This window comes from Halomonas sp. FeN2 (assembly GCF_020595105.1).
In the GTDB taxonomy this organism is placed as follows: domain Bacteria; phylum Pseudomonadota; class Gammaproteobacteria; order Pseudomonadales; family Halomonadaceae; genus Vreelandella; species Vreelandella neptunia.
In genome coordinates this window covers 4,363,399-4,377,374 of the sequence record NZ_CP074200.1, presented here as the reverse complement: position 1 = coordinate 4,377,374, position 13,976 = coordinate 4,363,399, and the positions used below count along the sequence as shown (strand labels likewise).

16 protein-coding genes are annotated in these 13,976 nt (G+C 54.2%); 6 read left to right on the top strand and 10 right to left on the bottom strand.

Annotated features, from left to right (window positions below):
- The first annotated feature begins 58 nt into the window (after nucleotides 1–58).
- From KF947_RS20125 to KF947_RS20110, 4 genes are all read left to right on the top strand, one after another.
- Nucleotides 59–1,567: a penicillin-binding protein activator gene (locus KF947_RS20125; protein WP_227404920.1), complete on the top strand. Its 1,509-nt coding sequence runs from the start codon at nucleotides 59–61 to the stop codon at nucleotides 1,565–1,567.
- On the top strand, nucleotides 1,557–1,928 hold the full coding sequence (locus KF947_RS20120; RefSeq protein ID WP_227404919.1) for a YraN family protein: 372 nt from the start codon (nucleotides 1,557–1,559) through the stop codon (nucleotides 1,926–1,928). The genes KF947_RS20125 and KF947_RS20120 overlap by 11 nt, the downstream gene beginning before the upstream one ends.
- 84 nt (nucleotides 1,929–2,012) lie before the next feature.
- Complete coding sequence (locus KF947_RS20115) at nucleotides 2,013–2,603, top strand: phosphoheptose isomerase (RefSeq protein WP_133730465.1); 591 nt, start codon at nucleotides 2,013–2,015, stop codon at nucleotides 2,601–2,603.
- A gap of 63 nt (nucleotides 2,604–2,666) precedes the next feature.
- Nucleotides 2,667–3,239, top strand: coding sequence for a BON domain-containing protein (locus KF947_RS20110; RefSeq protein ID WP_133730464.1), 573 nt, complete (start codon nucleotides 2,667–2,669; stop codon nucleotides 3,237–3,239).
- A 79-nt stretch (nucleotides 3,240–3,318) separates the two neighbouring features.
- Here the strand turns inward: KF947_RS20110 and KF947_RS20105 are convergent, their stop codons facing one another.
- From KF947_RS20105 to zapE, 8 genes are all read right to left on the bottom strand, one after another.
- Nucleotides 3,319–3,825 carry a ClpXP protease specificity-enhancing factor gene (locus tag KF947_RS20105; RefSeq protein ID WP_227404918.1) on the bottom strand — a complete coding sequence of 169 codons (507 nt, stop codon included), beginning with the start codon at nucleotides 3,823–3,825 and terminating at the stop codon, nucleotides 3,319–3,321.
- Between the two features lie 65 nt (nucleotides 3,826–3,890).
- Nucleotides 3,891–4,517, bottom strand: a complete 627-nt coding sequence (gene sspA, locus KF947_RS20100; RefSeq protein ID WP_133730462.1) for a stringent starvation protein SspA — start codon at nucleotides 4,515–4,517, stop codon at nucleotides 3,891–3,893.
- Between the two features lie 149 nt (nucleotides 4,518–4,666).
- Complete coding sequence (locus KF947_RS20095; protein ID WP_133730461.1) at nucleotides 4,667–5,434, bottom strand: cytochrome c1; 768 nt, start codon at nucleotides 5,432–5,434, stop codon at nucleotides 4,667–4,669.
- Nucleotides 5,434–6,693 (bottom strand): cytochrome b, encoded by a 1,260-nt coding sequence (locus KF947_RS20090; RefSeq protein ID WP_133730460.1) that lies wholly within the window; start codon nucleotides 6,691–6,693, stop codon nucleotides 5,434–5,436. The genes KF947_RS20095 and KF947_RS20090 overlap by 1 nt, the downstream gene beginning before the upstream one ends.
- A complete protein-coding gene (gene petA / locus KF947_RS20085) occupies nucleotides 6,693–7,292 on the bottom strand; it encodes a ubiquinol-cytochrome c reductase iron-sulfur subunit (protein ID WP_133730459.1) in 600 nt (199 codons plus the stop codon). The genes KF947_RS20090 and petA overlap by 1 nt, the downstream gene beginning before the upstream one ends.
- Nucleotides 7,293–7,500: 208 nt before the next feature.
- Nucleotides 7,501–7,890: a 30S ribosomal protein S9 gene (gene rpsI, locus KF947_RS20080; protein WP_022523918.1), complete on the bottom strand. Its 390-nt coding sequence runs from the start codon at nucleotides 7,888–7,890 to the stop codon at nucleotides 7,501–7,503.
- Between the two features lie 13 nt (nucleotides 7,891–7,903).
- Complete coding sequence (gene rplM, locus KF947_RS20075; RefSeq protein WP_071692830.1) at nucleotides 7,904–8,332, bottom strand: 50S ribosomal protein L13; 429 nt, start codon at nucleotides 8,330–8,332, stop codon at nucleotides 7,904–7,906.
- Nucleotides 8,333–8,507: 175 nt separating this feature from the next.
- A complete protein-coding gene (zapE, locus tag KF947_RS20070) occupies nucleotides 8,508–9,704 on the bottom strand; it encodes a cell division protein ZapE (protein ID WP_227404917.1) in 1,197 nt (398 codons plus the stop codon).
- 208 nt (nucleotides 9,705–9,912) lie between these two features.
- Between zapE and KF947_RS20065 the strand changes: the two genes are divergently transcribed.
- A complete protein-coding gene (locus tag KF947_RS20065) occupies nucleotides 9,913–10,371 on the top strand; it encodes a YhcB family protein (protein ID WP_227404916.1) in 459 nt (152 codons plus the stop codon).
- Nucleotides 10,372–10,425: 54 nt separating this feature from the next.
- On the opposite strand, the gene KF947_RS20060 is transcribed toward KF947_RS20065, so the two are convergent.
- Entirely contained in the window at nucleotides 10,426–11,187 is a 762-nt protein-coding gene (locus KF947_RS20060; RefSeq protein ID WP_227404915.1) for a Nif3-like dinuclear metal center hexameric protein, read from the bottom strand.
- Between the two features lie 128 nt (nucleotides 11,188–11,315).
- Here KF947_RS20060 and KF947_RS20055 point away from each other — a divergent pair, with 128 nt between their 5' ends.
- Nucleotides 11,316–12,581, top strand: a complete 1,266-nt coding sequence (locus KF947_RS20055; protein WP_227404914.1) for a Do family serine endopeptidase — start codon at nucleotides 11,316–11,318, stop codon at nucleotides 12,579–12,581.
- 56 nt (nucleotides 12,582–12,637) lie between these two features.
- On the opposite strand, the gene hisD is transcribed toward KF947_RS20055, so the two are convergent.
- Nucleotides 12,638–13,954, bottom strand: coding sequence for a histidinol dehydrogenase (hisD, locus tag KF947_RS20050; RefSeq protein WP_227404913.1), 1,317 nt, complete (start codon nucleotides 13,952–13,954; stop codon nucleotides 12,638–12,640).
- Nucleotides 13,955–13,976 lie beyond the last annotated feature (22 nt).

Here is a 13,976-nt window from a genome sequence, read left to right as displayed (position 1 = left end):
GGCTTGGTCAATCGCTGACAAGCAGCGACAGCGCAAATGGAAACCTAAGGAAGGATACATGAAACAGTCATTACGTGGCTTACTCACCGCTGCCCTCATGGCATTTCTCGTTGCTGGCTGTGCGATGCAATCGCCTAGTGTGGTAGATCGAGTGCCCGATGAAGACCCTGGCCAGTTACTCAGCCAAGCGGAACAGCAAGCGCCAGAGCAAGCCGCGAAAACACGTCTGGAAGCGGCTAATATTCTGGCCCGCCAAGGTGAGCGCGACAAAGCCTTCGAAACCGCCGATGGGATCGATGAAAGCTTGCTCTCAGAACCCGACCGGGTACGCTGGGCGCTGCTATTTTCCGAGCTTGCCCGCGCGTTGGATGAACCTCGTGCCGTGCTGCGCGCCACACAGGTACTCGACGACGAACTGCCGATGCAGGCCAACCAGCAGGCGCGACTTGAAGAGCGCCAGCGCTGGGCCCGCGAGGCGCTTGATCAGCCCAGCGGTGCAGTGAGCGTTGCGCTGCCAGAGCTTGAGGGTCAGGAAATACGCCGCATCGTGGTTGCACTACCCGAATCAGGCCCGCTTAGCAGCGTCGCCAACACCATCGCCACAGCCATGCGGCAGCACCATGACGTCAAGGGCAGCAGCGTCGAGCTGAGCTTTCTGGACGCCTCGCGCTACTCGATGGATGAGCTTTATGATCGCGCACAGCAGATGAATGCGCAGTTAATCATTGGCCCACTAGATAAGGATCAAGTCACCCAACTAGAGCAACGTGATAGCGTGCCGCTCCCTACACTGGCACTCAACTATGGCAGCGGTGAAAACAATCAAGCCCAGCGCCTGTTTCAGTACGGCCTTTCAGCTGAAGATGAAGCACGCCAAGTTGCCCGCCGCGCTTGGCAGGATGGGCACCGCCAAGTCTCCATGATGGTTCCCGATAACGGCTGGGGCCGCCGCGTAGGCGAAGCCTTCTGGAATGAGTGGCACAGCCAGGGTGGCGAAATCACCAACGCCGTGCGCTACAACCCTGAGAGTTCGGTCTCCAATGCCGTACAAACCGCTCTCAATGTCAGCGGTGATCGCGCGCGCCTAAGCAATATTGACGCTCTATTCCTGCTCGCACTGCCCGAGTACGCGCGCCAGGTGCCGCCGACCATGGATTACTACTACGCCCCCGACCTGCCGATCTATGCCACTTCACATTTGCATGAAGGGCGCCTGCAGACACGCCTTGACCAAGATCTAAACGATGTTATGTTCGTGGATATCCCCTGGCAGATCCCTGATGCAGCCGTCGGTGGCGAAGAGGCTCTGCCCTTTGCATCTACCTACCAAAGCCTGCGGGATGAATCAGACGCCTCCATGTTCCGCCTGATGGCAATGGGCGTTGATGCTTACGAGCTGGCTATCCGCTTTTCCAATCTTGGCGAGCTGAACGGCCTGAATGGCAGTACCGGCGCACTCTACTTAAGCGACGATGGACGCATCTACCGCGAGCTGCCCTGGGCCAAGTTCCAGAACGGCGTGCCCTCGCCCATTTTAATCCCAAACCTGGACGACAGTGACGACTAACGCCCACACCGCCCGTGCCCGCGGCGCAGCCATTGAGCAGCTTGCCGCTCAATGGCTGCGCCAACAGGGGCTCACCCTTGTCACGCAGAATCATTACGTCAAAGGGGGTGAACTTGACTTGGTAATGCGCGATGGCGATATTCTCGTCTTTATTGAGGTCAAACACCGCACCACGACGCGCTACGGGCATCCGCTGGAAACCGTCACTTATCAGAAGCAGCAGCGCCTGGTGCGTGCAGCAAGGCTTTATATCGCCCGCGGCGGGCTTTTATCACCCTGCCGCTTTGATATCCTAGCGATAACGGGCAAGCCGCCCAACCTTGAGTTTAACTGGGTAAAAGCTGCGTTTGATGCCTTTTGACTGTCTCTAAAGCTGTTTTTATATACCGTTTTTGAAAACGGTCTTTAAAAACGCTCTTTATCACCATGCAACCAGGAAGCCCTGATGGACTTTCAATCTCGGATACTCGGCCACTTCAACGCTAGCATTGACACCAAGACGTACGCCAGCGAAGTACTTCCGCCGTTTATTGAAGTGGCCAGCCAAATGATGGTGCAGTGCCTTGTTAGCGAAGGGAAAATTCTTACCTGTGGCAATGGCGGCAGCGCTGGCGACAGCCAGCACTTCTCCTCTGAATTGCTCAATCGCTTTGAGCGTGAACGCCCGAGCCTCCCCGCTCTAGCGCTCACTACTGATACGTCCACACTGACCTCAATTGCTAACGACTATAGTTACAATGAGGTGTTTTCAAAACAGATTCGCGCCTTAGGGCAGCCGGGAGATGTGCTACTAGCTATATCCACCAGCGGTAATTCAGGCAATATTGTGCAAGCTATTCAGGCCGCGCATGATCGCGACATGACGGTAGTCGCTCTTACCGGCCGCGACGGTGGCGATATGGCGTCACTATTAGGCCAGGATGACTGCGAGATTCGCGTCCCGGCCACATCGACGGCGCGCATCCAGGAAGTTCACCTACTGGTGATTCATTGCTTATGCGATCTTATTGATGAACAGTTGTTTGGCAGCGCTTAGTGCCCATTTCTACTGCGTTAACAACCACGATGTATTTAACTGCTAGCACCAAGGAGTCATACGATGACCCAACGCCTCTCCACCCGCGTCCTCATGACCGCTGCGCTTTGCACAGCACTCTTCGTTACTGGCTGCGCTAACAATTCAGCCTCCAATCAGTCCAACTACGCTCAGCGTAGCGACGATGTTGAAGCAATCGACACTACCATTGAGCGTGAAGTAGGTCGTGCCCTAGAGCGCGCGGATGCACGCTTAGCCGACGCCCGCATACGTGCCCATAGCTATAACGGCGTTGTGCTTCTGGTGGGTCAAGTGCCTAGCGATGAGCTTCGCAATATGGCGGAAGACGTCACTAGCCAATTGCGCGGCGTTAATAGAGTTCATAACGAGCTAACCATCGCAGCTAACTTACCGGCAAGCCAGCGCCTAGCTGACACTTGGCTAACCACCAATGTTGTCAGTCACTTAGCAACCAATGACCGCATCGACTCGTCAAAAATCAAAGTCACCACTGAAAATGCCAGCGTATATCTGATGGGCCGCGTAACCCGGGAAGAGGCTGATCGCATCGTCAATGCCGCCTCCTCAGTTGGCGGCGTACAGCGAATCGTAAAGGTATTTGATTACCTCGACTAATCATCTCAGTGCGCTCTAACAGCCACAAAAAAGCCTCGCTTAATAAGCGAGGCTTTTTGTGGCTACACCCCAGGGTACTTTATTTAACAACCCGCAAGGTTGGCTTTTTCTTCGCCTTACTCTTCGCTTGAACCTGTTTGTCAGCGCCTTCGCCTGAAGCACTAGTCTCACTGCTATCACTCTTTTCCGCAATGGGATCAGTGACCGACAGCTCAGGCTTGGTTGAGGGTTTTTCTTCCTCAATATCGCCAAAGGATTCGGCACCTTCGCCCAGCTCAGGCTCATGGCCAAAAACCATTCCAGCGCCATTTTCTCGAGCATATATAGCGATTAACGCCTCGGTCGGTATCATCACCTGCATTGGCTGCCCGACAAAGCGCGCATTAAAACCTATCGCCTGATTCTCCATAAAGAGATCACGCACAGCGGTCGGCGCCACATTCAAAACGATCTGGCCGTTCTGAACAAACTGGCGGGGCACTTCCACGCCAGGCAAAGTAGCGTCAACCACTAGGTAAGGCGTTAGCTCATTATCCAACAACCACTCATAGAGCGCTCGGGCGAGATAGGGGCGACTCGATTTCATCTAGACTCCCTCCTCCTTACAAGAAAGGCTCCCTGCCCTGTTGAGCACAAAGGAGCCAAATGAATTCAAGCGCGCATCTCTTTTTCACGCTCACTTAAAGATGCCTTAAACGCTTCACGCTCGAATACTCGCGACATGTAGGACAGCAGCGGTTTTACCTGCTTTTCAGGCAACTCAATGTTGAGTTCCGGCAAACGCCACAATACAGGCGCCAAACAGCAATCCACCAGCGTAAACTCTTCGCTCATGAAGTAAGGCATATCTTCAAAAATCGGCGATATACCAATCAGGCTTTCACGCAGCTCTTTACGCGCTTTATCCGCCTCTTTCTTTCCACCACTACGAATCAGATCGACCATTGGGCACCACTCACGCTCTATGCGGTGCATCCATAGGCGGCTTTGCGCGCGCGCTACTGGATAAACAGGCAACAACGGAGGATGCGGGAAACGCTCATCCAAATATTCCATCATGACTTTGGATTCATACAGCACCAAGTCACGATCTAACAACGTCGGCACGCTGTTGTACGGGTTGAGGTCTGCTAGCTCTTCGGGTGGTTTTTCGTCAATCACATCGACGATATCGACGGCAACCCCCTTTTCCGCCAACACAATGCGCACACGATGACTGAAATGATCATCACTACCAGAGTAAAAGATCATCGACGACCGCTTGGCCACAACACCCATGAAAGCATCCTCACATCAAAACAATCTTGGATAATAACACGCCAGCGCTACCTTAGGGGAAGCTAGCTTGCTTTGCTTTATTGCCATGCTGACAAGCAAAAGGCGCACGGCTTACGCCGTGCGCCCTACTGACCATCAGCTACCGCTAATTAGTGGATGTCTCGCCAGTACTCACGCTTGAGCAGGTAAGCAATCACACCAAAAATAAAAATAAAGATCAGTACTTTAGGCGCCAGCGCCTGGGCCTGAAGCTTGGAGGGCTCACCTACATAAGCCAGGAAGTTAGTAAGGTCATACATCGCTTCCTCAAACTCAGCAGGTTCGAGCTCGCCTGGTTCGGTCACTTGCAGCACGTCACAAGACTGGTACTTGCCCGATAACGCATCCGGCTCTTGGCCTTCTACCGGGTGGTCTGTTTCGGCACATACCAGCTCCTGCACGCCCTGCAGAGGTTCCAACACGTTCGGCATTGCCACTAGGTCAAACACCGTGTTGTTAACGCCCGTGGGACGGCTGGGGTCTTTGTAGAACCCGAGCAAATAGGAATAAATCCAATCAGTTCCCCGCACACGGGTCTTGAGCGATAGGTCGGGCGGCGGCGCACCAAACCAACCCTCCGCATCGCCGCTGTTCATGGCGTTATGCATTTGGTCGTTGTAAGCCAAATCTGACGAGAAAATCAGATTCTCTTCAACCAGGTCCTGAGGCATTCCCAAATCTTCTGCCGCACGCGAAAAACGCTGATATTGAAGCGAGTGGCAGCCCATGCAGTAGTTAACATAGAGCTTCATGCCATTTTGCAGCGAGGCCTGATCGTGCAGATCTGGATCCATAGAGTGGGGCACACTTGCGCCCCCTGCAGCCATCGCGGTTACTGGCACTAAGGCGAAAAGGAGTCCCAAAAGATACTTTTTCATTAGCCAGTCACCCTTTCCGGAACGGGTTTAGTCTTCTCCAGCTTGGTGTAGAACGGCATCAAGACAAAGAAGGCGAAATAGATCACGGTGCACGCCTGGGCTAGTAGCGTCCTGCCCTCTGTCGATGGCAACACACCCAAAACACCCAGGATGACAAAGCTGATAGCAAACAGCGTCAACATGGTTTTCGACATCCAGCCTTTGTAACGCATAGAGCGCACAGGACTACGATCCAGCCAGGGCAGAACAAACAGGATTGCAATCGCCGCGCCCATAAATATTACCCCCAGGAACTTGGCGTCTAAACCAAATATCGAGAAGGTGATAGCGCGGAGAATGGCGTAGAACGGTGTCATATACCAAACGGGAGCAATGTGGTCAGGCGTCTGCAGCGGGTTCGCCTGATCAAAATTAGGCCGCTCAATAAAGTAGCCACCGCCTTCTGGGAAGTAGAACACCACCACGCAGAAAACGAACAGGAACACTGCCACACCAACCAGGTCCTTCACCGTGTAATAGGGGTGGAATGGAATCCCATCCAGCGGCACACCGGCCTCATCTTTCTTCTGTTTGATATCAATGCCGTCAGGGTTGTTAGAACCCACTTCATGCAGGGCAATGATGTGCAGCACGACGAGCGCCAGAATAACGATCGGCAATGCGACCACGTGCAGCGCAAAGAAGCGGTTAAGGGTAATGCCTGAAATCAGGAAGTCACCCCGCACCCACTGCGCCAGGTCAGGGCCGATCGCCGGAATCGCCGAGAACAGCGAGATAATCACCTGGGCGCCCCAGTAGGACATTTGCCCCCACGGCAGCAGGTAGCCCATAAAGGCTTCCGCCATGAGCACCAGGTAAATAGTCATACCAAAAACCCACACTAGCTCGCGCGGGGCTTTATAAGAACCGTACAAAAGGCCACGGAACATATGCAGATAGACAACGAGGAAGAAGGCAGAGGCGCCCGTGGTGTGCATATAGCGAATCAACCACCCCCACTCCACATCACGCATGATGTATTCGACAGAATCGAACGCACCTTCAGCAGAGGGGTTAAAGCTCATGGTCAGCCAAACCCCGGTCAGGATCTGGTTAACCAGCGCCAGCAGCGCTAACGAGCCAAAGAAGTACCAGAAGTTAAAGTTTTTCGGCGCGTAATATTTGGAGAGATGCTCTTGCCACATCTGAGTCGCAGGAAAGCGATCATCTACCCAGCGCATTAGGCCCTTTTCCGCTTTGGCTTTATTCGGATTACCCATTAGGCAGCCTCCTCATCTTCGCCAATGACAATAATATCGTCATTCTCAAAGCGGTAGGGTGGAACCTCAAGATTGGTCGGCGCGGGAACGTTGTTAAATACCCGACCTGCCAAATCAAAGCGAGAGCCGTGGCAGGGGCAGAAGAAACCACCCGGCCAGTTATCCACACCTACGCCCTCTGCGTCGGGCTCAGGCCGGAATAGCGGCGAACAGCCCAAATGGGTGCAAATACCGATCAACACCCCAATTTCAGGCTTGATAGAGCGTAGCCCTCCATCGATATAGGCTGGCTGCTGTGGCACCTCCGAATCCGGATCGGCTAACTGCTCACCGGTCAGCGATTCAGTACGTTCGATCATTTCAGGCGTGCGATTTATAATCCATATTGGTCGACCACGCCACTCAACGGTCATACGTTGCCCAGGCTCAAGCTTGGATATATCTGCTTGAACGGGAGCACCCGCCGCTCTTGCCCTGGCACTAGGCTGCCAAGAAGCCACAAAGGGTACCGCTACCCCGACAGCACCTACCGCACCCACAACGGAGGTGGCGCCTACGAGGAAACGGCGTCGGCCTTTGTTTACGCCGTTATCTGCCATTTCAGGTTTCTCCCATCAGCTTACCCGTTCCGCCGCAAAGGCGTCTTGCGACGACGAATATTAATTACGCTCTATGGTAAAAAAACAAAGCGCTGTGCACAAGAACAACCGCTCGTGACCATAGTGGTACGAGCAATATAATTTTTTGATATTCCAATAAAAAACGCCCAGGTCGATGACCTGGGCGTTTTGCCGCATAGCGTAAAAATTAACGCTTGGAGAACTGCGGACGACGACGTGCTTTACGCAGGCCGACTTTCTTACGTTCAACTTGACGCGCGTCACGTGTTACGTAGCCAGCGGCACGTAGCGAAGGACGCAGGTCTTCGTTGTAGTTCATCAGGGCGCGTGTGATGCCGTGACGAATGGCGCCAGCTTGAGAAGAACCACCGCCACCGGCGACAGTCACGAAGATGTCAAACTGGTTCAGGGTTTCAGTCAATTCAAGCGGCTGACGAACAACCATACGACCAGTAACACGACCAAAATAGAGGTCTAGGTCTTGGTTATTGACAGTAATTTTGCCAGAGCCCGGCTTCATAAACACGCGAGCGGTGGAAGTCTTGCGGCGCCCGGTACCGTAATACTGCTGTGTCATGGCGAAGATTTCCTCAGAGGTTCAGTTCAAGCGGCTGTTGGGCAGCATGCGGATGCTCGTTGCCAGCATACACTTTCAATTTAGTGTACATGGCACGGCCCAAGGGACCTTTCGGCAACATGCCTTTAACGGCAGACTCAATGATACGCTCGGGCGCATGATCAAGCATTTTGTCGAATGTCATAGAGCGCAGACCGCCCGGGTAACCAGTGTGGCGGTAATAGGTTTTTGCCTTCGCCTTATTACCGGTTACGTGGACTTTCTCTGCGTTGATCACGACGATGTAGTCGCCAGTATCAACGTGAGGAGTAAATTCGGGCTTATGCTTGCCACGTAGGCGGCGAGCAATCTCGGTTGCCAGACGACCGAGCGTTTTGTCCGTAGCGTCGACTACATACCAGTCGCGCTGGACGGACTGCGGCTTAGCACTGAACGTCTTCATGGATGAAATCACCAGATTAAATGTATTGGGTGACTTACACCGTTGTACGGCGAAGCACCATCCCTATTCTTTTTGGTTGCTGGTTTAACCCAGCAACATGCAGCGAGGCGGCATTCTACAGTAAGGCTACTGACAAGTTAAGCCGTATCGTGACTTTTTTACTGGGCAGCCGCCCTTAAGGCTTATGCGCCAGCGCCAAGTACTCCTTGGACTGCATCTCTTGCAGACGCGACAAAGTCCGCTGGAACTCGAACGTTAGCTTGCCATCGCGATATAGCTCTTCAATCGGCGCTTCCGCGGACATCAGTAGCTTGACGCCCCGGTCATAAAACTCATCGACCATATTGATGAAGCGGCGGGCCTGATCATCCTGCTTGGCATCCATACACGTCACATTGGAAACCAGCACGGTATGAAATTCCCTGGCCAGTTCAATATAGTCGTTTTGACTGCGCGGCCCGTCACACAGTTCAAGAAACTCAAACCAAGCTACATCATCATGCAGCCGTCGCGTCTTCAGCACCCGGTGATTGACCTCTAGCGAGGCCTCTGACTCGCCTTCGTGTCCGGCTATTTCCCGAAAGCTGCGTGACAACTCACCTTCAGCCGTCTCATCCAGCGGTGAGTAAAAGATGGCGGCACGCTCTAATGCACGCAGTCGATAATCCACACCAGAATCGACATTAACCACCTCGCAGTGACGGTTCACAAGCTCAATGGCCGGCAAGAAGCGCGCCCTCTGAAGGCCATCTTTATATAAATCATCAGGTACGATGTTAGAGGTTGCCACCAATACTACTCCGCGTTCAAATAACGCCTCCAGCAAGTTGGCAAGAATCATCGCGTCGGTAATATCCTTGACAAAAAACTCATCAAAGCAAATAACCCGCGCCTCGGTGGCAAACTTACCGGCGATTAAGGTCAGTGGATTCTTTTCACCCTTGTAGTGGGTCAGCTCATTATGGACGCGCTGCATAAAGCGGTGAAAATGAGTGCGCATTTTGTCGGGAAAGGGCAAAGCTTCATAAAAGGTATCGACCAAGTAGGTTTTACCCCGCCCTACCCCACCCCAAAAATAGAGCCCTTTTATAGGGGGCAAAACAGGCTCATCAGCCGATAAGGCTTTCTTGCCCATGAAACCCGCCATCTTGGCTTTTAGTCCTTTATGCAGCCCTTTATTCGCAACCAAGGCTTTGGGGGAAGTTGATGGCGCGGCGACAAGCTCGTCATAAAGCCGCTGCAGATGCTTTACCGCTAACTCCTGGGCCGCATCATATTGAAAATCATCGCGCTCTAAGTCCGCCCGGTAGCGCTCTATAGGCGATGCAGGGCGCGCTTTTGCCGTTGCCCTACCCGCAGATGTTGATGACATGCACTCGCCTCCTACAGCCTGTAAGGCAGCAGCCAGTATAACCACTGGCAACCCCAAGAAGGCTGTGATTATACCCATAGAGACATCTAAGCGCATGAGCGGATTGACCCAACCGGCTGAGTGACGCCTATAATGGCAGCCTGTTCGACTCTTAAGCTGCTAGCTAATGCAGCCTAACTGTTATATTCAAGGCGCCAGGGAGAACACTGTGGACGCGAGCTCACCATTAACGTTTGCCGTAATCGGCTTTATCGTCGGTCTCATCATTGGAGCGGTCGTTTATCGCCTCTTCAGCAAAAGTCAGCGCGAGGCGGCCTCTATGCGCCAAAAGCTACTCGAACGCGAACACCAGATTGCCGAGATGAAGAGCAGCGTGGGTAGCCATTTAACGGGTATTTATCAACGCCTAAGCAATATCCGCGACGAAGCTAACCAGCTTGAGCTTCAACTGAAAGAGGACGCTGCAGAGTGGGATATTCGCGACGCTGCCATTCAGCCCAGCCTTGATCTTTCGGGCATCGATCCAGCACGAGAGCAGCAGACAGCAACTGATGTCCCCCCCCCTGCGACACCACGCGACTACGCGGATGGAAAGGGCGGCACGCTGTCAGAAGACTTTGGCTTGAAGGGCAATGAGGCGGCGACACCCCAGCCACCGCGCTACTAATTAGTGATTGATCAGCCCCGGCTTCCGCTATTGGCGATCCGGGGCATGAGTCCGTTAAGCAGGATTATCTATATCCACAAAGCGGTGCTCAACGTCATATTCATCGCTTAGCCACTCGCCCAGCGCCTGAATACCATAGCGCTCGGTGGCATGGTGCCCGGCGGCGATATAATGGATACCCATTTCCCTCGCCAGGTGAGTGGTTCGCTCGGATATCTCACCCGATACAAATGCCTGCGCACCCGCTTCGAAGGCGGCGGTGATCATGTCCTGAGCACCACCGGTGCACCACGCAATGCGCTCAACATCTCCCACCTGCGGGGCTTCAATGACCAACGGCTTGCGCTGTAAGGTTTGCGCTATTTGCGCTGCCAGCTCACTGACCGAATGTGGCTGCGGTAATCGCCCTGACCACAAAAGCCCCTCTCCCAGCTCACCATCAATACATCCCTCTACTTTCCAGCCAAGGCGTCGGGCCAATTCCGCGTTATTCCCCATCTCTGCATGCGCATCCAGGGGCAGGTGATACGCCAGCAGGCTAATATCATGATCAAGCAGCGTTTTAATCCGCCTCTGCTTCATGCCAGTAATCGCCACGGGCTCGTTTTTCCAAAAGTAGCCGTGATGCACCAGAACCATATCCGCCTGCCAGGCAACCGCTTCGTCCAGTAACGCCTGGCAGGCAGTGACGCCCGTCATGATGCGCTTAACTTGCTCGTGGCCCGCTATCTGCAAACCGTTAATCGTAAAATCTTTAAACTCTGCCGCACGTAACTGATGGTCACAGGCCGCTACTAGTTGATCACGATGAATCATATTCCGTCCTTTATTGATTTACCCGCACCCGTGAGGTAGCTGCTAAGAAAGTGTTACCATAAAACCATTGTAAAACTCGCTGCTTTATATCGCGAACAGCGAGACTGACCCGTTAAGGAATTGATTGCATGCGACGCTACGTGCTGCCTTATCTCTGGCCTGTTATCACTGGCGTACTGCTCGCGGTGGTGATTCTCTTCGCACTCCCCGAGCAGCTGCCCAACCCGTTTCGTGACTCGTCGCCTCAAGCCCCCCAAGTCGCCGCGCCGGTCATCTCGACGACGCCAGCAGTGGTAGAGCCCAACCCTAGCCGTCCTGCGCCTGAAATTCATCAGGCAGCGCCGCTTTCCCGGAACGAAGGCCCCGTCAGCTATGCTCAGGCAGTGGAGCAAGCCGCGCCGGCGGTGGTAAATATTTACTCATCGCGCATCGTTGAGCGCGACCAGCACCCGCTGATGTCAGACCCATTTTTTCAGCAATTTTTTGATAACCAGGGAGATGACGCTACAACCCATCAACGCATGCTCTCAAGTTTGGGCTCTGGCGTTATCGTCAGCGAGGACGGCTACGTACTGACCAATCACCACGTCATCAACGGCGCCGATGAAATCCAGGTCGCCCTGCGTGACGGACGCGAAACCCTTGCGGAGGTGATCGGCACGGATCCTGAAAGTGATTTGGCCGTGCTGAGAATCAACCTAGACGACTTGCCGGTCATTGAACTGACAGACTCAGCCGACGTAGCGGTAGGCGACGTAGCACTCGCTATTGGCAACCCTTTTGGTGTCGGCCAGACAGTCACCATGGGCATCATTAGCGCCACGGGACGAAATCATTTAGGGCTAAACGCCTACGAAGACTTTATTCAAACAGATGCGGCCATCAATCCGGGCAACTCAGGCGGCGCGCTGGTCAACCCTGAAGGTGCCATGGTGGGGATTAATACGGCGATTTTCTCACGCTCAGGTGGCTCTCAGGGCATTGGCTTTGCAATTCCCGCCAACCTTGCTCATAGCATTCTCGATGAACTGGTCACTCAAGGGCGGGTAATTCGAGGCTGGCTGGGCATTGAAGCCCAGGCGCTATCCAGGGAACTGGCGGCCTCCTTTGGATTGCAAACACCCCAAGGGGTGATCGTCGCCGGAGTCGTCAGCGGAGGGCCCGCCGCCAAAGCAGGGCTGGAGCCAGGTGATGTACTCCTCTCTGTCGACGGTCAGCCTATTCTAGATGCGCGCACCACGATGAGCGACATTGCCTCGATCCCCCCCGGCACTTCGCTACCGCTAACCATCGTACGCAGCGGCGAACGCATGGAGATGACCCTCGAAGTGGGAGAACGCCCGCTACCGACCATCCCAATTAATGAAGAGACCCCGGGCCAACGCGACTCATAGCATACTTACAAGTAGTTAGTTACTACTATAAGCGCGTTGGCGCAGGGCTGGGTGTGTCAATCGCGAATCCGGTACTCCGCTGACCGAGCGTGAGCGGTCAGCGACTCACCTCGCGCCAATACCGAGGCAATTTTACCTAGCTCAGAAGCGCCACCTGCGGAGCAGTGAATAATCGAAGAGCGCTTCTGGAAATCGTAAACGCCCAGTGGCGAGGAGAAGCGTGCCGTGCCAGAGGTCGGTAGCACGTGATTTGGACCAGCACAGTAATCACCCAACGCCTCAGCTGTGTAACGCCCCATAAAAATTGCCCCGGCATGACGAATATCGTCTAACCACGCCTCAGGGGTAGCCACCGAAAGCTCAAGGTGTTCAGGAGCAATCCGGTTAATCAACGTAATCGCTTCTTGGGCGTCCTGGCAGAGTACCAACGCTCCTCGCTTACGCAGCGACTCACGTACGATCTCTTCGCGTTCCAAGGTCGGTAGCAGCCGCTCAATCGACGCTTCGACGGCATCCAAGTGGCCGACATCCCAGCTCAACAAGATCGCCTGGGCATCTTCATCGTGCTCGGCTTGAGAAAATAGATCCATCGCCAGCCAATCGGGATCGGTAACTCCATCGGAGACCACCATAATCTCCGACGGCCCGGCAATCATATCGATACCTACTTGACCAAATACCGCACGCTTGGCCGTGGCCACATAAATATTGCCCGGCCCAACTATTTTATCGACTCGGGGAACACTTTCAGTGCCATAGGCAAGTGCAGCTACGGCCTGAGCACCACCAATCGTGAACACATAGTCGACGCCTGCCAGGTGGGCAGCAGCCAGCACCAGCTCATTGAGCACGCCATCCGGCGTAGGCACGACCATAACGATTTCGCGTACACCGGCCACATGGGCAGGAATCGCGTTCATTAGCACCGAGGAAGGGTAAGCAGCTTTTCCGCCGGGCACATAAATACCGGCACGATCCAGCGGGGTAACTTTCTGACCCAGCACCGTGCCATCTGCCTCTTCGTATTGCCATGAGCTCGGCTTTTGACGCTCATGGTAGCGCTTGATCCGCTCGGCGGCGCTGGAGAGCGCCTCGCGCTGCTCGGCAGGCAAGTTATCAAACGCCCCCTTCAACTGCTCGGGCGTCAACTGCAGTTCGTCCATTGAAGTAGCAGAAAGCCGATCAAAGCGATTCGTGGCTTCCACTACCGCCGCATCGCCCCGCTGCTTTACGCTGGCAAGAATTTCTTCGACCCGCGCCTGCACCGCTTTGTCAGACACCCCTTCCCAATCTAACAGCGCATCAAGTCGATGGTTGAAGGCATCATCGCTTGTCGATAGGCGTGAAATCGTCGCGGTCGTCTGTTTGCTCATGGGTTCACTCATGGGTCACCTC

Bases quoted from the DNA above. Each gene is read 5' to 3' on its own strand.
- rpsI (WP_022523918.1), bottom strand. From the start codon at position 7,890: ATGACACAGCAGTATTACGGTACCGGGCGCCGCAAGACTTCCACCGCT.
- hisD (WP_227404913.1), bottom strand. From the start codon at position 13,954: ATGAGCAAACAGACGACCGCGACGATTTCACGCCTATCGACAAGCGAT.
- rplM (WP_071692830.1), bottom strand. From the start codon at position 8,332: ATGAAGACGTTCAGTGCTAAGCCGCAGTCCGTCCAGCGCGACTGGTAT.
- KF947_RS20105 (WP_227404918.1), bottom strand. From the start codon at position 3,825: ATGAAATCGAGTCGCCCCTATCTCGCCCGAGCGCTCTATGAGTGGTTG.
- KF947_RS20110 (WP_133730464.1), top strand. From the start codon at position 2,667: ATGACCCAACGCCTCTCCACCCGCGTCCTCATGACCGCTGCGCTTTGC.
- KF947_RS20055 (WP_227404914.1), top strand. From the start codon at position 11,316: ATGCGACGCTACGTGCTGCCTTATCTCTGGCCTGTTATCACTGGCGTA.
- KF947_RS20125 (WP_227404920.1), top strand. From the start codon at position 59: ATGAAACAGTCATTACGTGGCTTACTCACCGCTGCCCTCATGGCATTT.
- KF947_RS20115 (WP_133730465.1), top strand. From the start codon at position 2,013: ATGGACTTTCAATCTCGGATACTCGGCCACTTCAACGCTAGCATTGAC.
- KF947_RS20095 (WP_133730461.1), bottom strand. From the start codon at position 5,434: ATGAAAAAGTATCTTTTGGGACTCCTTTTCGCCTTAGTGCCAGTAACC.
- KF947_RS20060 (WP_227404915.1), bottom strand. From the start codon at position 11,187: ATGATTCATCGTGATCAACTAGTAGCGGCCTGTGACCATCAGTTACGT.
- sspA (WP_133730462.1), bottom strand. From the start codon at position 4,517: ATGGGTGTTGTGGCCAAGCGGTCGTCGATGATCTTTTACTCTGGTAGT.
- petA (WP_133730459.1), bottom strand. From the start codon at position 7,292: ATGGCAGATAACGGCGTAAACAAAGGCCGACGCCGTTTCCTCGTAGGC.
- zapE (WP_227404917.1), bottom strand. From the start codon at position 9,704: ATGTCATCAACATCTGCGGGTAGGGCAACGGCAAAAGCGCGCCCTGCA.
- KF947_RS20090 (WP_133730460.1), bottom strand. From the start codon at position 6,693: ATGGGTAATCCGAATAAAGCCAAAGCGGAAAAGGGCCTAATGCGCTGG.